Origin of the sequence: Actinoplanes octamycinicus (assembly GCF_014205225.1) — a bacterium.
GTDB classification, from domain to species: Bacteria; Actinomycetota; Actinomycetes; order Mycobacteriales; family Micromonosporaceae; genus Actinoplanes; species Actinoplanes octamycinicus.
The window spans coordinates 217198-236178 of the sequence record NZ_JACHNB010000001.1 but is presented as its reverse complement, the minus strand read 5'-3'; the positions used below and the strand labels follow the sequence as shown (position 1 = coordinate 236178).

Below are 18981 nucleotides of genomic sequence, written 5' to 3'. Positions count from 1 at the left end.
AAGCGATGCGGGTACGGAACTGGATCGCGGTGGTGGTCAGCGTGCTCCTGCTGGCGGCCGCCGGCGGGATCGCCATTGCCGTGAACCGTCGGGCGTTGAACGCGGCCGACACGGTGCACCGTGCCGACAGCACCGAGCTCGGCACCAACAACGCCACCCTGACCGGGCAGTTGCAGCTGCTCTCCGCGCAGGAGCTGGCGCAGGTGCTGGCCGAGCACCCGCTGAGCCTGGTCAGGGGCGACGCCACCGACCACGCCGTGCTGGTCAACGCCGCGTCGAAGAGCTCCACCTTCCAGTACGGCATGATGCTCACCGCCCTGGACGGCTCGGTGCTGAACGCCAGCCGGGCCAGTGGGCTGCCGGCCGCCGACAACGCCGGCTGGGCCCCGATGCGCCGGATGTTCACCGACGGCGCCCAGGTCGGGTTCTCCTCGGTGATGACGGTGGACAACATCGCGCTGGCCGCGGTGGCCGTGCCGGTCCTGGCCGGCGGCTCCCCGGCGGGCTTCCTGGTCGGCTTCAACCAGGTCGCCACCACCTCGCTGCAGAAGTACACCCAGCAGCTGCAGAGCGACAAGCACCGGACGGACGTGGTGGACCGGTCCGGCGTGGTCGCCGCCAGCAGCGTGGCGGACCTGATCGGCGGCCGGACCGACGCGGCGATCGTCGCCGAGCTGGGCCGCGCGGGCACCCACTTCGTGGAGTACCGGGTGGGCAGCACCGACATGATCGCGATCGTGGTCGGCGGCCTGCCGAGCGGCTACTCCTATGTCCGCACCCAGACCAAGTCGGACTTCGACGGCGCGGTGCACCGGCGCAGCCAGACGGTGAACATCACGCTGGTCGCCATGCTGCTGATCGGGGTGGTCGGCATCTCGGTGCTCGGCTATCGCACCCAGATCCAGCGGCGCCGCGCCGACGAGCGGTTCCAGGCGCTGTTCCAGCACGCCCCGGACATCGTCACGGTGATCGACCGGGAGGGCACGATGATCTTCACGAGCCCCAGTTCGGCAGCGATCCTCGGGTTCGAGCCCGGCATGCTCGCCGGGCAGAGCGTCTTCGGCATGGTCCACCCGGACGACCAACCGGCCATGCGGGAACGGCTGGAGGCGCTGCTCAGCGACCCGGCCGCGGTGCTCCGGCTGCAGTGCCGAGTCCGCGCGGCCAGCGGGCACTACCGCTGGTTCGACTTCACCGCGTCCAACCAGATGGCCAACCCGGCGCTGAACGGCGTGGTGATCAACGCCCGGGACATCTCGGAGAACCGGGCGTTCCAGGAGCGGCTCGCCCACGAGGCGCAGCACGACCCGCTGACCGGCCTGCCGAACCGGCGCCGGATGCAGGACGCGCTGAGCAGCTCGCTGCGCCGCGACCCGGTCGCCGTGCTCTTCGTCGACCTGGACGGGTTCAAGCCGGTCAACGACGTGCACGGGCACGAGGCCGGCGACGAACTGCTGCGCCAGGTGGCCGAGCGGCTCAGCGGCTGCATCCGGGCCGGCGACGTGCTGGCCCGGGTCGGCGGCGACGAGTTCGTGGTGCTGATGCCCGGGGTGCTGAGCGCGGACGACGTGGCGGCCACCGCGAACCGGGTGCGGACCGTGGTGGAGATGCCGTTCCGGATCGCCGGGCAGCAGATCTGCATCGGCGCCAGCGTCGGCGTGCACATGGCCGGCCCGGCCGAGGACCCGGACTCCGCGCTGCGCGCCGCTGACCACGCGATGTACGAGATCAAGCGGTCCGGTGGCAGCCGCGCGCTGCGTACCGTGCTGGAGAGAATCGGACGGCATCGCGCAGCCGACTAAAGTTAGTGCACACTGGGTGCATGAACTCCAAGGTGCTGTCCCGCCGGGACCTCGACTTCCTGCTCTACGAATGGCTCGACGTGGAGTCGCTGACCGGGCGCGAGCGGTTCGCCGAGCACTCGCGGGAGACGTTCGACGCGTTCCTGGACGTCTCCCAGCAGATCGCCGAGCGGGATTTCGCCCCGCACAACCGGAAGAACGACCTGACCGAGCCGACCTTCGACGGCGAGCGGGTGACGATCATCCCGGAGGTCGCCAAGGCGCTGCGGGTCTTCGCCGAGTCCGGGCTGCTCGCCGCGACCCTGGACGCCGAGCGTGGCGGGTCGCAGCTGCCGATCGTGGTCGGCCGGGCCTGCTTCCTCTGGTTCCAGGCGGCCAACACGGCCACCTCCGCCTACGCGATGCTCACCTCGGGGAACGCGCACCTGCTGCTGGCGCACGGCACCGAGGAGCAGATCCGGAGCTACGTGCTGCCGATGATCGAGGGCCGGTACACCGGCACCATGTGCCTCTCCGAGCCGCAGGCCGGGTCCTCGCTCAGCGATGTCGCGACGAAGGCCGTCCGGGACGACGAAACCGGCAAATACCGCCTCAACGGCGGCAAGATGTGGATCTCGGGCGGCGACCATGAGCTGAGCGAGAACATCATCCACCTGGTCCTGGCCCGGGTCGCCGGCGCGCCGGCCGGGGTCAAGGGTCTGTCGCTCTTCATCGTGCCGAAGCTGATCGACGGGAAGCGCAACGGCGTCACCCTCGCCGGGCTCAACCACAAGATGGGCTACCGCGGCACCACCAACACCGTGCTCGCCTTCGACGACGCCGTGGGCGAACTCGTCGGCGAGGAGGGTCGCGGCCTGCAGTACATGTTCCACATGATGAACGAGGCGCGGATCGGGGTCGGGTCCGGCGCGGTCGCGCTCGGGTACACCGGCTATCTGCACGCCCTCGAGTACGCCCGGGTGCGCCAGCAGGGCCGGCCGATCGGCGACAAGGATCCCGCGGCTCCGCCGGTCCCGATCGTCCAGCACCCCGACGTCCGGCGGATGCTGCTCGCCTCCAAGTCGTACGTCGAAGGGGGTCTGGCTCTTGTCCTCTACGCGGCGAAACTGCTCGACGAGCCGTCACCCGAGCACGACCTGCTGCTCGACACGCTGACCCCGATCGTCAAGGCGTGGCCGTCGCAGTGGTGCCGGCTCGCCGACGACCACGCCATCCAGATCCACGGCGGCTACGGCTACACCCGGGAGTACCCGGTCGAGCAGTTCTACCGGGACAACCGGCTGAACTCGATCCACGAGGGCACCGACGGGATCCAGGCGCTCGACCTGCTCGGCCGCAAGGTCACCCAGCGTGGCGGCGCCGGGCTGGCGCTGCTGCTGGACCGGATCCGGGCGGCGGCGGCCAAGAGCGAGCTCGGCGGCCCGGTGGAGAAGGCCTGCGACCGGCTCGCCGCGACCACCGCGAAGCTCTGGGTCGATCCGTCGACCGCGCTGGTCAACGCCACCGCCTACCTGGACGCCGCCGGCCACCTGGTGATCGCCTGGATGTGGCTGGAGCAGGCGCTGGCCGCGGGGGACAAGCCGGGCGACTTCTACGACGGCAAGCGGCTGGCCGCGAAGTACTTCGTCACCCACGAGCTGCCCCGGATCGGCCCGATGCTGGACCTGCTCGACTCGGGCGACACGCTGCTTCTCGACCTTGAGGACGCCTGGTTGGGTTAGGTTCGACGGATGGCCGGTAAAGCCACCGTCATCGAAGTCGGCGACCACGACGTCCGGGTCTCCAACCCGGACCGGATCTACTTCCCGGAGCTCGGCGCCACCAAGCTCGACCTGGTCGAGTATTACCTGGCGGTGAGCGACGGGATCGTCCGCGCGCTGCGCGAGCGCCCCTGCATGCTGCACCGGTTCCCGGACGGCCTGGCCGGGGAGAAGGTGCACCAGAAACGGGTGCCGAACGGCGCACCACCCTGGCTGGAGACGGTCCGGGTGACGTTCCCGCGCTACCACAGGCACGCCGACGAGCTGTGCGTGACCAAACCGGCCGACGTGATCTGGGCGGTCCAGATGTCCACCGTGGAGTTCCATCCGTGGAACTCCCGGCGGGCGGACACCGAGCGCCCGGACGAGTGGCGGATCGACCTGGACCCGATGCCGGACTGCCCGTTCGGCACCGTGCAGAAGATCGCTCCGGTGGTCCGGGAGGTGCTCGACGAGCTGGGCATGGTCGGCTTCCCGAAGACGTCCGGCGGCCGGGGACTGCACATCTATGTGCGGATCGAGCCGCGCTGGGGGTTCGCCGACGTGCGCCGGGCCGCGCTCGCCTTCGCCCGGGAGGTGGAGCGCCGCGCCCCGGAGGACGTCACCACCACCTGGTGGCGCAAGGACCGCGATCCGAAGGCGCTGTTCATCGACTACAACCAGAACGCCCGCGACCACACCATCGCCAGCGCCTACTCGGTCCGCGGCGTCCCGCAGGCCACCGTCTCCACCCCAATCACCTGGGACGAGATCCCGGACGTCGACCCGCGGGCCTTCACCATCCGCACCGTCCCGGCCCGCTTCGCCGAGCTGGGCGACCTGCACGCCGCCATCGACGACACCCACCACTCCCTGGCCACGCTGCTGGACTGGGCCGAGCGCGACGAGCAGGCCGGCCTGGAGACCCCGGAAGTGCCCAAGACCTAGATCCGCTTCACGGTACGGCCACTCGCCCCGCCGTGCTCTCCCTGATCACCAACTTGTGCGGAGCGCGCAGCTCCAGCGCCGGCGGCGGGGTCGGGCTGCTGATCCGCAGCAGCAGCCGCTCCACCGCGGTGGTCGCGATCATCTCCTTGTCCGGGGAGATCGTGCTCACCGTCGGGTTCGAGTAGGCGCCGTCCTCGATGTCGTCGTAGCCGATCACCGCGACGTCCTCCGGCACCCGCAGACCCCGGCTGACCAGGGTGTGGATGGCGCCGAGCGCGACCAGGTCGGAGTAGCAGAAGACCGCGTCCGGCGGCTCCGGGAGGTCCAGCAGGGCGGCCATCGCCTGGGCGCCGTCCTTCCGGTTGAACCGGGGGGTACTGATGATCAGGTCTTCCCGGGCGGTCAGGCCGCGCGCCGCGTGCGCCTCGCGGAAGCCGCGGGTGCGCAGCTGGGCCGCCTCGCCGGTGGCGTAGGGCTGGTCGCCGATCGCGGCGAGCCGCCGCCGGCCCAGGTCGAGCAGGTGCTCGGTGGCCTGCCGGGAGGCGGCCACGTCGTCGATCCCGACGTGGTCGAAGGTGCCGTCGCTGCTGCGCTCGCCCAGGATGACCAGCGGCAGGTTCGGGTCGTGGTCGGCGAGCGCCTGCTGGTCGAGGCCGAGCGGGCTGAAGATGACACCGTCGAAGAGCAGCCGCCGGGAGCCGTGCGCGATGAACGCACGCTCGTGCTCGGGGTCGCCGTCGGTCTGGTCGATCAGCACGTTGTAGCCGCGGGCCCGGGCCGCCCGGATCACGCTCTGCAGGAGTTCCGAGAAGTAGGGCGTGTCGAGGTAGGGCACCACCAGCGCGATCTGCCCGGACCGGCCCTGCGCCAGGTTGCGGGCCAGCACGTTGGGCCGGTACCCGAGTTCGTCGACCGCACGCTGGACCCGGGCTTTGGTCCGTTCGGTCACGTTCGCGTACCCGTTCACCACGTTGGAGACGGTTCGGCTGGAAACCCCGGCCAGTTCCGCCACGTCACGTAGCGTGACTTCTCGACGCAATGGTGCCCCCTCTGCCGCGCCAAGTTTCCGGCAGGTTACCCCTTGCCGTCGATTGGACGTCCGTGCATGCTGTTTTGCAGCGCTGCAAAAGCGTAGCAACAAAGAGACGTGAAACGTGAAGAGCTGATTGCCGACCCCCGGTGTGCCAGCACCGGAGGCCGGCTTCTGACCCATCACTAACCTTGTGAGGACCCAGTGAACGTCAGAAAGTTTAGTGTACGGCGATCGGCGGCCGCCGTGGTCGCGGCTGTGACCGCGCTGACTCTCGCCGCGTGCAGCAGCGGCGACGGCGACTCCGGCGCCGGGACGCAGAACGGCCCGGTCACCGTCAAGGTCTGGGCGTGGTACCCGTCCTTCCAGAAGGTCGTCGACCTCTACAACGCCACGCACACCGACATCAAGATCGAGTGGACCAACGCCGGCGCCGGCCAGGACGAGTACACCAAGCTGCAGACCGCGCTCAAGGCCGGCAAGGGCGCGCCCGACGTGGTCATGCTGGAGTTCCAGGAGCTGCCCACCTACCAGCTCACCAAGCACCTGGTCGACATGGGCGAGTACGGCGCCAACGACCTCAAGAGCCAGTACGTCGACTGGGCCTGGAAACAGGTCAGCCAGGGCGACAAGGTCTACGCCATCCCGGTCGACGCCGGCCCGATGGCGATGCTCTACCGCGAGGACCTGTTCAAGCAGTACGGCCTGACCGTCCCGAAGACCTGGGACGAGTACAAGCAGCAGGCCGAGAAGCTGAAGACCGCGTCCGGCGGCAAGGCGTTCATCACCGACTTCGGCGGCAACGACGGCGGCTTCATGACCGGCCTCACCTGGCAGGCGGGCAGCAAGCCGTACACCTATGACACGGCGAACCCGTCGACCATCGGGATCGCGGTGAACGACGAGCCGGCCAAGAAGGTGATGACCTACTGGGAGGGCATGGTCGCCAGCGGCCTCGCCGACACCAAGGCGTACGGGACCACCGACTTCTACAACGGCCTCGGCTCCGGCAAGTACGTCACCTACCTGGCCGCCGGCTGGGGCCCGGGCTACCTGGCCAGCGTGGCCAAGACGACCTCCGGCAAGTGGCGCGCGGCCCCGCTGCCGCAGTGGACGGCCGGCGCCAACGACCAGGGTGACTGGGGCGGCTCGTCGTTCGCGGTGACCGACCAGGCGAAGAACCCGGAGGCGGCCACCAAGGTCGCCATGGAGGTCTTCGGCGCGAGCAACACCGCGGCCTGGAAGATCGGCATCGACGAGGCGTACCTGTTCCCGACCGCCACCCCGGTGCTGGAGTCGGACGCGTTCCTGAAGAAGAAGTACGACTTCTTCGGCGGCCAGACCGTCAATGACGTCTTCGTGCCGGCCTACAAGGCGATCGCCCCGTTCAGCTGGAGCCCGTTCAACAGCTACAACTTCAACCAGCTGACCACCGGGATCAACGGCGCCATCGAGAAGAAGACATCGTGGACCGCGGCGCTGGACACCGCACAGGCCAACGTCTCGCAGTACGCCACCCAGCAGGGCTTCAAGGCCCAGTGATGACGCAGGTGCAGACCAAACCCGCGGCCGCTCCGGCGGCCGCGGGCCCCCCGGCGCCGCGTTTTCCAAGAAAACGGGAGGCCGCGACCGGCTGGCTCTTCGTCACCCCGTTCGTGGTCCTGCTGATCGCGTTCCTGCTGCTGCCGATGGCGTACGCGTTCAAGCTCAGCCTCTACCGGTCCACCCTGATCGAGGGGGAGCACTTCGCCCTCTTCGAGAACTACACCCAGGCGTTCCAGGACCCGCTGGTCCGCGAGGGCGTGCTCCGGGTGATCGTGTTCGGGCTGGTCCAGACCCCGGTGATGATCGGCCTGGCGCTGCTCGCGGCGCTGCTGATCGACCACGCCACCTCGCGGTTCTCCCGGATCTTCCGGCTCGCCGCGTTCGTCCCGTACGCGGTCCCGGTGGTGATCGGCACGCTGATGTGGGGCTTCCTCTACAGCAAGGACACCGGCCCGCTGAGCGCGGTGCTGCCCCTCGACTTCCTGTCCAGCTCGTGGGTGCTCGCCTCGCTCGGCAACGTGGTGACCTGGCAGTGGGCCGGCTACAACATGATCGTGCTGTACGCGGCGCTGCAGGGCCTGCCGCGCGAGGTCTACGAGTCGGCGCGGATCGACGGGGCCGGCCCGGTGCAGATCGCCTGGCGGATCAAGACGCCGATGATCTCCTCGGCGCTCGTCCTGGCCACCCTCTTCACCATCCTCGGCACGCTGCAGTTCTTCACCGAGCCGCTGATCCTGCAGCCGCTCAACCCGGGCTCGATCACCCAGCACTACACGCCCAACGTCTACGCCTTCAACCAGGCGTTCTCGTTCCAGCAGTACAACTACTCGGCGGCGATCTCGTTCCTGCTCGGCGCGGTGGTCTTCGTCGGGTCGTACCTCTTCCTCTTCGCGACCAGGAAACGGAGCGCGCTGTGACCGCCAAGAAAGAGCGCGCCGGCGTCGTCCCGCACGTCGTGATGGGCGTGCTGGCGATCTACTTCCTGCTGCCGTTCTGGTGGCTGCTGGTCGCCGCGACCAAGGACAACGACGGGCTGTTCCTGTCCGCGCCGCTGTGGTTCTCCGACTTCCACCTGACCGACAACCTGACGACCGTGTTCTCCCAGGAGAACGGCATCTACCTGGTCTGGCTGCGCAACTCGGCGCTGTACGCGGTGGTCAGCGGGATCGGCGCGACGGCCGTCTCGGCGCTCGCCGGGTACGCCTTCGCGAAACTGCGGTTCCCCGGGCGTACGAAAATCTTCGCCCTGCTCCTGGGTTTGATCATGGTCCCGGCCACGGCGCTGGTGCTGCCCACCTACCTGCTCATGTCGAAGGCCGGGCTGGTCGACTCGGTCTGGGCGGTGATCCTGCCGTCGCTGCTCAACCCGTTCGGCGTCTACCTGCTGCGGGTCTACACACACGAGTCGGTGCCGGACGAGATGCTCGAGGCGGCCCGGATCGACGGCGCCGGGGAACTGCGGGTGTTCACCAGCGTGGCGCTGCCCGCGATGCGTCCGGCCCTGGTCACCGTGCTGCTGTTCTCGATGGTCGCGTCGTGGAACAACTTCTTCCTGCCGCTGGTGATGCTCAGCGACGACCATCTCTTCCCGCTGACCGTCGGGCTGCGCACCTGGTACATGTCGGCCACCCTCGGCAACGGCGGCGAGGCCCTGTTCAACGTGATCGTGACGGGCGCCCTGGTGGCCATCGTCCCGCTGATCGTGGCCTTCCTGCTCCTGCAGCGGTACTGGCGCGGTGGCCTGACCATCGGCGCCGTCAAATAAAGCTTCCCCCAGAAAACGCCATTAAAAGGAACAAAATGCACCGTGCGCGTGTCGCCTTGAATCCGGCTGCCGTCGTGGCGCCCGTCAACCGCCGCACCTTCGGCTCGTTCGTCGAGCACATGGGCCGCTGCGTCTACACCGGCATCTACGAGCCGGGCCACCCGAGCGCCGACGAGGACGGGTTCCGCACCGACGTGCTGGCGCTCGCCCGCGAACTGGGCGTCACCATGATCCGCTACCCGGGCGGCAACTTCGTCTCCGGCTACCGCTGGGAGGACGGGGTCGGCCCGCGCGAGCAGCGCCCCCGCCGGCGGGACCTGGCCTGGCGCAGCATCGAGACCAACGAGGTCGGCATCGACGAGTTCGCCAAGTGGGCGGAGAAGGCCGGCACCGAGATCATGTACGCGGTCAACCTCGGCACCCGTGGCGTCCAGGAGGCGCTCGACGTGCACGAATACCTCAACCACCCGGAAGGCACCGCGCTCTCCGAGCGACGCCGGGCGAACGGGGCGGAGAAGCCGTACGGCATCAAGCTCTGGTGCCTCGGCAACGAGTTGGACGGACCGTGGCAGACCGGGCACAAGACCGCCGAGGAATACGGCCTGCTCGCCGCGTCCACCGCCCGCGCGCTCAAGTCCGCCGAGCCGGACCTGGAACTGGTCGCCTGCGGCAGCTCCAGCTCGTCGATGCCGACCTTCGGCGCCTGGGAGTCGACCGTGCTGGAGCACGCGTACGACGTGGTGGAGTACGTCTCCTGCCACGCCTACTACGAGGAGCACGACGGCGACCTGGGCTCGTTCCTGGCCAGCGCGGTCGACATGGACCACTTCGTGACCAGCATCGTGGCCACCGCGGACGCCGTCGGCGCCCGGCTGAAGAGCACCAAGAAGATCAACCTCTCGTTCGACGAGTGGAACGTCTGGTACCTCTCCCGCTTCCAGAACGCCCCGCTGCCCTCGGAGTGGGAGGTGGCGCCGCGCGTCATCGAGGACCGGTACAACGTGGCCGACGCGGTCGTGGTCGGCAACCTGCTGATCTCGCTGCTCCGGCACAGCGACCGGGTCACCGCCGCCTGCCAGGCCCAGCTGGTCAACGTGATCGCCCCGATCATGACCGAGCCCGGCGGCCCGGCCTGGCGGCAGACCATCTTCCACCCGTTCGCCCGGACCGCCGCGCTGGCCAAGGGCGACGTGCTGGAGACCCGGATCGACAGCCCGACCTACCAGACCGCTCGTTACGGCGAGGCCGCCCTGGTCGACGCGGTCGCCACACACGACGCCACCACCGGCGACGTCACCGTCTTCGTGGTCAACCGCGACGTCACCGACCCGGTCGAGTTCACCGTGGACCTGTCCGCCTTCGATCAGCCCTTGGTGGTCGCCGACTCGTGGACCCTCACCGACGACGACGTCCGGGCCACCAACACCAGCGACACCCCGGACCGCGTCACCCTCCGCCCCACCAGCGACATCTCGACCGGCGCGGTCACCACCGAAGGCCGCACCGTCACGCTGACCCTGCCCCGAGTCTCCTGGACCGCCCTCCGCCTCACCCACCCCTGACCGCCAACGATCTCCCGGCGCCGGGCAGTCCCTCCGCCTCCGCTGACACCCTTCTCCGGTACGACTCGGAGTCCCGTGCCGATCGGCCCGCGAGGCCGCGGCCACTCCGGGCCGCTGCGCGTGTCGTGCGGGTCCGCTCGGCTCCGGGCCGCTGCGGGTGTCGTGCGGGTCCGCTCGGCTCCGGGCCGCTGTGGGTGTCGTGCGGGTCCGCTCGGCTCCGGGTTGCCGTGCGTGTCGTGCGGGTCCGCTCGGCTCCGGGTTGCCGTGCGTGTCGTGCGGGTCCGCTCGGCTCCGGGCTGCTGTGGGTGTCGTGCGGTTCGCTCGGTTCCGGGTCGCTGTGGGTGTCGTGCGGTTCGCTCGGTTCCGGGTCGCCGTGCGTGTCGTGCGGGCCCGCTCGGCTCCGGGCCGCTGTGCGGGTCCGCTCGGCTCCGGGCCGAAGTCAGCTCACTGTGGTGGGCTGGCTCCCAAGGGTCTCTCACGTGCGTTGAGACACCCTTGGGAGCCAGCCGGGGCCGGGACGGCGGCAGGAATTCCGGGCGAAAGTGGCCGGCGTCCGGGGTGTCCCGGGGTGTGGAGGCCACCGACGGCTAATAGGGCGTGGTCGCCGTCGACGCGGTGGCCCGCCGACACGGTGTGCGGCTTTATCCACACCAGCGCGTAGTCCACAGCCCGCCCCCGTGCGGCCGCCTTTCCGCGCGACACTGTCTTCGGGCGGCTCCCCCTGGGCGGGCGGGGACTGGGAAGTGGCGGGGGGACTGGGAAGGGGCGGCGGGGACTGGGAAGTGGCGGGCGGGGACAGGGAAGTGGCGGGGGGACTGCGAAGGGACGGCGGGGACTGGGAAGTGGCGGGCGGGGACAGGGAAGTGGCGCGCGGCCGCTGCTCGGCGGAGAGCGGCCGAATCGGTCCGGGCCGCCCTGAATTGGCCAGCCGGGGCCGCTGTCATGGGCCGGCCGGCGATCAACAGCACCCCTGGACCGCCGTGGGTCAGGGAGTGCCGAGCCGCCAGAGGGACGGGTCGGCCCAGGCGCCGGTGATGGCGACGTCCGCGTTCTGGCCGCGCATGCGGGCGAAGCGGAGGGCGAGGAGCTGGAGTCGTACCGTCATCGGGATCTGCGTCAGCAGGTCGGGCAGCTCGGACGGGGGCTCGGCGAGCGTGGTCACGTGGATGCCCTCGCGGCGGGCGGCCTCGGCGACCGCGGCGGTCAGCCCGTCCGGGTCCGCACCCGGCTGCAGCACCAGCAGCGAGTCCGCCGAGGTGTAGGGCACCGCCGCGCCGTGCAGCAAACGCTCCGGGTCGAAGCCCTCGCACAGGATCCGGGCGCCCTCGCGGATCTTCAGTGCGCCCTCCCGGGCGGTCACCGACCAGGCGCCCGGCCCGGTGATCGCCATCGCCCGGCCGGGGATCGGCACCCCGGCCAGCCCGGGGAACTCCAGCACCGCCCGGACCCGGCCGGCCGTCGCGCGGATCGCCTCGGGCCCGTATCCGGGTGCGCCGAGGTGATGCGCGAGCTGGGCGAGCACGGCCAGCGCCGCGGTGTAACTCACCGTGTAGGTCTCCGAGGCCTCGGCCACCGGCGTCCGGATCGCCTCGGCCCACTCCTCGGCCACCGGCGTGCGGGCCGCCGCCCCGGCGACGAGGTCCCCGGTACCGTCACCGCCGGCATCCGGTCGTGCGACGCCGGCGCCGGCCTCCGGGCCGGCGATGGTGACCAGCGGGGCTCCGGCGCGCAGGGCGATCTGGCGGGCCCGCCGGGCGTAGGCGGTCTGTCCGGTGTGGGTGATCACCACGACGGCGTCGCCGGGGCGCAGCAGCCGGTCGGTGAAGCCGGTCGCCGGGATCCACCGGGCATCGCGCCCGGCGTCGAGCAGCGCGGCCGCGCCGAGCTCGGCGGCGTGCTGGCTGGTGCCGGTGCCGACCAGCCAGATCCGCGTGGCCGGGTCGAGGAGGGCGGCCGGTTTCGCGGTGGGTTCGGGATCGGCGAGGGCCTCCAGCGCGGCGGGCTGTGCGGCGATCATCGCGTCGAGTGCGGTGGTCATCCGACCTCCTGGTGCGGCGGCATCGGGCAAGCGGCGTGCGGGGGAGTGAGGGCGGCGGAATCGGTGGTGCGACCATCCCGTGACGCGCCGAAGACGTGCCACGACGGTCTATGGGCACCGAATCCGTACGATAACCCGCCCGCCGCCGTTCGCGCAGTCCCGCTCAACAAAAAATCTTGAGAAACTGTTATCGACGCCGAAAAAAGACGTCACGTTAAAGGAACCTTAAACAACAGACCGATTTCCGCGCGGATTTTCCATACTGGGGACCCCCTGATCCACTATCCCCGGAGGCTATTCCTGATGCGCCGGAAAAGAACGTTGTTGCTCACCTCGCTGGCGACCGCGGCCGCGCTCGGCACCGCCTGGTTCGCCCTGCCCGCCTCGGCCGCCGCGGCCACGGCGTCCCTGCGTACGGTCTCCGACTGGGGCTCCGGCTGGCAGGACGAGGTGGTCGTGAGCAACACCGGAACATCCGCGATGACCTCGTGGAAAGTCGAATTCGACCTGCCCGCCGGGGCCACGATCGGCAGTTTCTGGGACACCCAGATGGCCGCCCAGGGCAGTCACCGGACATTCACGAACAGTAGCTGGAACGGCGCCATTCCGGTCGGCGGAAAGGTGACGTTCGGCTTCGTCGGCAGCGGTGGCCAGCCGGTCAACTGCAAGCTCAACGGCCAGCCCTGCGGCGGCGGTGAGGCGACGGTCGCCCCGACCGTCACCCGCACCACGGCCGCGCCGGTGGTGACGACCGCGGCGCCGACGAAGACCGCGACCGCGGCGCCGACCAGGACGGCGACGACGGCGCCCGCCACCACCGTGCCGCCCAAGGAGGACCTGCTCCCGGTCACGGTCACCAACAAGACCGGCCGCGGTGACGCCGTCCACCTCTACGTGCTCGGCGTCAACCTGGAGACCGGCAAGCTCGGCTACGTCGACAAGGCCGGCAGGTTCACCGCCTGGACCGGTGGCGCCGCGGTGCCGGCATCCGCCCCGGACGTCTCGATCGCCGGCCCGGCCAACGGCGGCAGCACCACGATCCGGGTGCCGCGCAACCTCTCCGGCCGGCTCTACTTCTCGTTCGGCCAGAAGCTCGACTTCCGGCTCACCACCGACGGCCTGGTCCAGCCCGCGCCGTGGGCCGGCGGCGACCCGAACCACGACATCCTCTTCGACTGGAGCGAGTTCACCGTCAACTCGTCCGGCCTGTGGCTGAACAGCTCGCAGGTGGACATGTTCGCGGTCCCGCACGTCGTCAGCGTCACCGGCAGCAGCGGCGTGACCAGCGTTACCGGCGAGGTGAAGCAGAACGGCCGGCAGAGGGTGATCGACGCGATCAAGGCCAGCCCGGCCTTCGCCAAGAGCGTGGTCACCCGGGCCGACGGCACCGTGCTGCGGGTGCTGGCCCCGGGCAAGGCGGCCGACGCCGGCCTGATGAGCCCGACCTACCTCGATCCGTACATCACGAGCGCCTGGTCGGCGTACGAGAAGAAGAATCTGATCGTCACGCCGTTCACCGACCGCCCGAACGTGAAGTACACCGGTCGCACGGCCGGCGGCGTGATGAGCTTCACCGACGGCTCCGGTAAGACGGTCGCCTCGTTCACCAAGCCGTCCACCGCCAACGTGTGGGGCTGCGACGGTGCCCTCGGCGCCCCGAACGACCAGGTGGTCGGGCCGATCGCGCGGACCCTCTGCGCCGCCCTGCAGCGCACCACGCTGGGCCGGCTCGACGTCCAGCCGAGCGGCACGGCCGCCGACTTCTACCAGGGTGACCCGGCCAACCTGTACGCCAAGGTGATCCACCAGAACATGGTCGACGGCAAGGCGTACGCCTTCGCCTTCGACGACGTGCAGAACCAGGAGTCCCTGGTGCACGACGGTGACCCGCGCGCCGCCGCGATCACTTTCAGCCCGTTCTGATCCGGGCGGCCGGAGCGGGAGCTCAGGAGGTGGGGCGGTAGGCCACCTCGGGGTCGAGCAGTGGCGTCCAAGGGGGGCGCCACTGCCGGCCCCGCGCCTCCATCTCCTCCTGCAGGTTGGTCCGCCACGGGCCGGAGACGCCGTCGTCGTGCCACCAGGCCGGCCACGAGTCGTAGCAGCGCTCGACCCGGAACTTGGTGGCGCTGGTTTCCACCCGGAGGAAGAGCCAGCGGCCGTAGCGCGGGTCACTCTCCGCCCGGCGCAACGCCCGGACCAGCTCGGTGAGGCGGCGGAACCCGGCGTACCGCTCCTCGCCCGGCTGATCGGCCGGCGGGTGCTCGCCGGGTTGCGCGCTGAAGCTGGTGGCATCCGCGTACGCCAGCAGGGAGCACCGGCCGTCCCCGCCCGGCGCCCGCTCCTGCAGCCAGTGCACCAGCGCGCCGAGCTCCTCGGTGTCCGGCGGCGGCGGGCGGCGCAGCTCGGTCGCCTCGTGCATGGCGCCCCAGACCAGCCGGTCGTGCTCGCCCTGGCTGAGCCGGCGGACCCGGCGCATCGGCGGCCGCTGCCCGGGCTCGATCCGCGGCGGCCGGGTGCCCGGCACGATCCCGCCCCGGGCCGCGGCGGCCAGCGCCGCCCCGATGTCCACCGCGTCCCCGAGCAGCGCCTCGAAGTGCTCGGCGTCCACCTCGCCGCGGACCGCCGCGTGCAGCAGCTCGGCCGCGATGTCGCGCAGTCCGCGCAGCTCGGTGGCGGGCAGCACGCCGCGCAGCGCGGTCACCGTCTGCTCCTCGGTGAGCAGCGGCGCCAGCAGGCCGGCCATCCCGTCGTCGTAGTGCCGCTGCTGACGCACCCGGGACCAGCGGCCGTTCTCGTGCCAGATCACGAAGCCCAGCCGGTCGCTCTCGGCCAGCGGGCCCAGGTCGGCCCAGGGCAGCCAGTCCGGCGCGCCGGTGAGCGGGTCGGCGTCCAGGCCGGTCTCGGTGTGGTGGTCGGCGCGCGCGCCGTAGAGCACCGCGCGGCGGCCGTCGAGCAGCGCGAACCGGGCCCAGCCGAGCTCCGGGTCGTCGCGTCGCGCGCCGCGCTCGTCGACGGACCACCGCTCACCACGGTCGATGCCGGTCATCGTGGCGCTCAGCGTCGCCCAGCGGGTCCAGAGCAGTCCGGGCGCGGGCAGGTCCACGTCGGTCAGCATGAGTCCACTGTGCCAAATCGTGGGTCCGGTTGCCTTCCCGGTGCGGCCGGTTGCGGTCCGGGTGCCGACGATCAGCGGGGCGTGGCCGCTGCCGAACCGGTCGGTGTTCCTGCCGCACCGACTCGGAAACGGATCATGTCTGCGCACGCCTTCGGCTTCCTCGGAGCCGCCCTGTCCATGTCCATCGCCTGGCCCCAGGTGTTCCTCTCCTGCGTCCGGCGCCGCACCGGGGGACTGTCCCCGGCCGCGTGCCTGTTCGGCCTGGTGATGCCGGTCGGCTGGGTGACCTACGGATTGCTGATCGGGGACCGGCTCCAGGTGGTCACCAACGTCCTCAACCTGGTCGCCGGGGTGGCCGTGCTCGCCGCGCTGCTGGCCACCCAGCCGCGGCTGCGCTCGGCCCGGACGCTGCGCGGCGCCGGTGGACTGTCCGGCGCGGTGCTGCTCGCCATCGGCACGGCCACCGCGGCCGCCGCGCTGCCGCAGGTCACCGCGGCCCGGGCGGCCGGGCTGCTGGGCGCGGTGCTGGCGACCGGATCGTTCCTGTCCGCGCTGCCGCAGCCGATGGCCCTGCTCCGGGACCGGACGCAGGACGTGTCCGGGCTGTCCCCGGCCCGGTTCCGGCTGGCCGCCGCGGCCAGCGGGTCGTGGCTGGTCTACGGGCTCGGCACCGGCCAGCCGGCGGTCTGGGCGGCCGCGCTGGTCGGGCTGAGCAGCGCGCTGACCGTCTGCGCGGTGCTGGCCGCCCGCCGGGCGCCGGTCGCCTCCCCGGCGATCGAGGTGCCGCAGTGGCGTGGCTCGGTGGTCACCCGCAGTCTCGCGGTCGCCGGGGTCTGATTCTTCGGTTCTTGCCGGCCGAGGGCACTGTGTGGGACGGCCGCCGGGCCGGTGTTCGTGGGTGGTCCGGCGGCTTTCCCCGGATCAGCCCGGCGGTGTCCGGCGGCTTTGCCCGGTGGGGCGTCATGCGGCGCGACGGCCGTCGACACTGGGCTTCCAATCGGCGCTGTCCCGGCTGTCCACGGTCAGGCCCGCCAGGGAAGCGATCAATAGTAGGACGAAGAAGACAAGCGCTGCGATTTCCATGCATCAAGCGTCGTCCCGCGGCCGCCTCCGGACCAGTGGCAGGAATGCCATACATCTTCAAGAAACTGCCAACCTTGCGGTACGGTGGCGGCATGCTGCGCAGTGTTGCCGTAATCGCCATGCCCGAGGTGGCGGTCTTCGAGCTGGGTGTCCTCTGTGAACTGTTCGGTTACGACCGCACCCCGGAGGGCCTGCCGCACTACGACTTCGCCGTCTGCAGCGTCGACGGCGCGCCGGTGATGACCCGCTCCGGCTTCTCGATCAACCCGAGTCACGACCTCAGCCCGGCCGAGACCGCCGACCTGGTCGCCGTGGCGCCCAACGAGATGCTCGAGCCGCCACCCGAGGTGCTCGAGGTGCTGCGCCGCGCGCACGCCCGTGGCGCCTGGGTGATGAGCGTCTGCACCAGCGCGTTCACGCTGGGCGAGGCCGGCCTGCTGGACGATCGCCGGTGCACCACTCACTGGCGGCACACCGACCGCCTGGCCGCCCGCTTCCCGCGCGCCAAAGTGGATCCCGGCGTCCTCTACGTCGCCGACGGCACCGTGCTGACCAGCGCCGGCACCGCCGCCGCGATCGACTGCGGGCTGGCCCTGATCCGCGAGGAACAGGGCTCGGCGGTCGCCGCTCAGATCGCCCGGCGGATGGTGGTGCCGCCGCACCGGGACGGCGGCCAGGCCCAGTTCATCGAGACCCCGATGCCGACCGTCTCCTGCGAGACGATGCAGCCGCTGCTCACCCACCTGCTGGAGACCCTGGACCGCGAGCACACCGTGGAGACCATGGCCGACCTGGTGCACATGGCCCCACGCACGTTCGCCCGCCGGTTCCGCGCCGAGACCGGCGCCACCCCGCACGACTGGCTCACCGGCCAGCGTGTCCTGCTGGCCCGCCGCCTGCTGGAGGAGACCGACCTGGGCATCGACGCGATCGCCGCCCGCTCCGGTTTCGGCAGCGCCCAGACCCTCCGTCACCACTTCACCCAGCGCCTGACCACGACCCCGCAGAGCTACCGCAGCACCTTCAAGGCGAAGGTCTGACCGGCCGACTGGCATCGCCGGCCGGCGGAGTGCCGGTGCTGGGCTGCCGGCTCAGCGGAGGCGGGGGAGTTCCTCCTGGGCGGCGGCCAGCCAGTCGAGGGCGTATTCCAGGTCGGTCGCGGCGGCGCGGCGGCGGTAGGAACGGTCGGCTCGGGCGGACAGGGCGCAGGCTTCGATGCCGTGGCGCTGGCGGGCGTACAGGTAAGGGTCGTCGATCGGCGCCGGACCGTCCGGCGCGCCTCGGGCCGAGCGGATCCGCAGCCGGCGCAGGGCGGTGCGCAGGCCCAGCGTCGCCCAGAGTCCGGCCACCGCGATCCCGGCCAGGGTCAGCGGCCGGGTCGGGCCGGGCACCACGAGCAGCAGCGGCAGCACCACGATCAGGCCGGCGGCCAGCGCGGACAGCACGGTGACGCGGTCGGTGAGCGGGGGAGCGACCCGGTAGCGGGCCGCGGCGGTGCGGATCTCCTGGCGCGCCTGGCCGAGCCGGGCGAACCCGACCCGGTCCGGGCGGTCGGCCACCCAGTCGCGGCACTGCGCGTCGGTGACCGTCGCCGCCAGTTCGCGGTCGAGGCGCCGCAGCCGGGGCGCCACTCCACCGGTGAACGGATCGTCGCGACTCACGGCCAGTCCTTCTCCAGGTCGTCGAGGTAGCGGTCCAGGCAGTCGATGGCCTGGCAGAGCAGCAGGTCGGCGTGGGCCAGCCGATCCAGCACCGGATCCGCCGCCACCGCCCGGCGCAGGGCCGGGACCGGCCAGTTCGCCGGACCGGCGCGGCGCAGGGCGGCGGAGACCAGGCGGACCCGGGCACGGTCCAGGGCGGGCGGCACCGCGATCAACCCCAGACCGGGCGTGTCCGGCGGCGGGGGCGGCGTGGGCGTGGGCTCGCGACGGCGGACCGAACCGGCCAGGTACAGGGTGAGGAGCAGCAACGTTCCGCCTACCGTGAGCGCCCCGCCCGGCCCGGCTCCCGCGGCCCGGGCCAGCGCCGCGCCGCCCGCGGTCACCGCCGCGACCAGCACGGTGGCCGACAGAGCCGCGGCCGCCGAGGACCGCGACAGAGAGGCGGCCGGGGATGCGATCCGTGGGCGGCGGCGGGGGAGTAGATCGGCCAGGGTGGCGTCGGCGGCAGCCAGCCGGGTGATCGCCGATCGGATCCAGAACTGCTCGGGGTCGTCGGCCGCCCGGTTCACCTCGGCGAGGCCCTCGGCGATCAGCGCGCGCACGGCACCCAGTTCGGCGGGCAGCGCGCGGACCGGCGACATACTTGCAGCGTCGCACCGATGTGGCAGTCGTGAACTGTCGGGTTTCCGCAGC

Annotated in this window: 15 protein-coding genes; 10 read left to right on the top strand and 5 right to left on the bottom strand. The window is 71.3% G+C overall.

The features are described 5' to 3' along the window. Positions 1 to 5: 5 nt before the first annotated feature. From BJY16_RS00970 to ligD, 3 genes are read left to right on the top strand one after another with little or no spacing between them, the layout of a single operon-like run. The gene (locus tag BJY16_RS00970; RefSeq protein ID WP_185037245.1) at positions 6 to 1802 is read left to right on the top strand and encodes a sensor domain-containing diguanylate cyclase; all 1797 of its coding nucleotides are present in this window, start codon (positions 6 to 8) and stop codon (positions 1800 to 1802) included. 20 nt (positions 1803 to 1822) lie between these two features. Beyond that, a complete protein-coding gene (locus tag BJY16_RS00965; protein ID WP_185037244.1) occupies positions 1823 to 3523 on the top strand; it encodes an acyl-CoA dehydrogenase in 1701 nt (566 codons plus the stop codon). 9 nt (positions 3524 to 3532) lie between these two features. Further along, positions 3533 to 4489, top strand: a complete 957-nt coding sequence (gene ligD / locus BJY16_RS00960; RefSeq protein ID WP_185037243.1) for a non-homologous end-joining DNA ligase — start codon at positions 3533 to 3535, stop codon at positions 4487 to 4489. Positions 4490 to 4496: 7 nt separating this feature from the next. Here the strand turns inward: ligD and BJY16_RS00955 are convergent, their stop codons facing one another. Next, positions 4497 to 5528 carry a LacI family DNA-binding transcriptional regulator gene (locus tag BJY16_RS00955; RefSeq protein WP_185037242.1) on the bottom strand — a complete coding sequence of 344 codons (1032 nt, stop codon included), beginning with the start codon at positions 5526 to 5528 and terminating at the stop codon, positions 4497 to 4499. Between the two features lie 249 nt (positions 5529 to 5777). On the opposite strand from BJY16_RS00955, the gene BJY16_RS00950 reads away from it, so the two are divergent. From BJY16_RS00950 to arfA, 4 genes are read left to right on the top strand one after another with little or no spacing between them, the layout of a single operon-like run. After that, positions 5778 to 7061 carry an ABC transporter substrate-binding protein gene (locus BJY16_RS00950; RefSeq protein WP_185037241.1) on the top strand — a complete coding sequence of 428 codons (1284 nt, stop codon included), beginning with the start codon at positions 5778 to 5780 and terminating at the stop codon, positions 7059 to 7061. Then, the gene (locus tag BJY16_RS00945) at positions 7061 to 7981 is read left to right on the top strand and encodes a carbohydrate ABC transporter permease (protein WP_185037240.1); all 921 of its coding nucleotides are present in this window, start codon (positions 7061 to 7063) and stop codon (positions 7979 to 7981) included. Before BJY16_RS00950 ends, BJY16_RS00945 begins: the two co-directional genes overlap by 1 nt. Continuing rightward, on the top strand, positions 7978 to 8829 hold the full coding sequence (locus BJY16_RS00940) for a carbohydrate ABC transporter permease (RefSeq protein WP_239177674.1): 852 nt from the start codon (positions 7978 to 7980) through the stop codon (positions 8827 to 8829). Before BJY16_RS00945 ends, BJY16_RS00940 begins: the two co-directional genes overlap by 4 nt. Before the next feature lie 35 nt (positions 8830 to 8864). Next, positions 8865 to 10391 (top strand): arabinosylfuranosidase ArfA, encoded by a 1527-nt coding sequence (gene arfA, locus BJY16_RS00935; protein WP_185037239.1) that lies wholly within the window; start codon positions 8865 to 8867, stop codon positions 10389 to 10391. 985 nt (positions 10392 to 11376) lie between these two features. Here the strand turns inward: arfA and BJY16_RS00930 are convergent. Further along, on the bottom strand, positions 11377 to 12429 hold the full coding sequence (locus BJY16_RS00930; RefSeq protein WP_185037238.1) for an SIS domain-containing protein: 1053 nt from the start codon (positions 12427 to 12429) through the stop codon (positions 11377 to 11379). Between the two features lie 303 nt (positions 12430 to 12732). On the opposite strand from BJY16_RS00930, the gene BJY16_RS00925 reads away from it, so the two are divergent. Continuing rightward, on the top strand, positions 12733 to 14352 hold the full coding sequence (locus tag BJY16_RS00925) for a beta-1,3-glucanase family protein (protein WP_185037237.1): 1620 nt from the start codon (positions 12733 to 12735) through the stop codon (positions 14350 to 14352). A gap of 22 nt (positions 14353 to 14374) precedes the next feature. On the opposite strand, the gene BJY16_RS00920 is transcribed toward BJY16_RS00925, so the two are convergent. Beyond that, entirely contained in the window at positions 14375 to 15544 is a 1170-nt protein-coding gene (locus BJY16_RS00920) for a hypothetical protein (protein WP_185037236.1), read from the bottom strand. A 135-nt stretch (positions 15545 to 15679) separates the two neighbouring features. On the opposite strand from BJY16_RS00920, the gene BJY16_RS00915 reads away from it, so the two are divergent. Both BJY16_RS00915 and BJY16_RS00910 read left to right on the top strand, forming a co-directional pair. Further along, positions 15680 to 16381: a SemiSWEET transporter gene (locus BJY16_RS00915; RefSeq protein WP_185037235.1), complete on the top strand. Its 702-nt coding sequence runs from the start codon at positions 15680 to 15682 to the stop codon at positions 16379 to 16381. A gap of 338 nt (positions 16382 to 16719) precedes the next feature. Then, entirely contained in the window at positions 16720 to 17667 is a 948-nt protein-coding gene (locus BJY16_RS00910; protein WP_185037234.1) for a GlxA family transcriptional regulator, read from the top strand. Positions 17668 to 17718: 51 nt separating this feature from the next. Here BJY16_RS00910 and BJY16_RS00905 read toward each other — a convergent pair whose 3' ends face one another. Together BJY16_RS00905 and BJY16_RS00900 are read right to left on the bottom strand one after the other, a co-directional pair. Next, positions 17719 to 18288 (bottom strand): hypothetical protein, encoded by a 570-nt coding sequence (locus tag BJY16_RS00905; protein ID WP_185037233.1) that lies wholly within the window; start codon positions 18286 to 18288, stop codon positions 17719 to 17721. Then, positions 18285 to 18929, bottom strand: coding sequence for a hypothetical protein (locus tag BJY16_RS00900; RefSeq protein WP_185037232.1), 645 nt, complete (start codon positions 18927 to 18929; stop codon positions 18285 to 18287). Before BJY16_RS00900 ends, BJY16_RS00905 begins: the two co-directional genes overlap by 4 nt. Positions 18930 to 18981 lie beyond the last annotated feature (52 nt).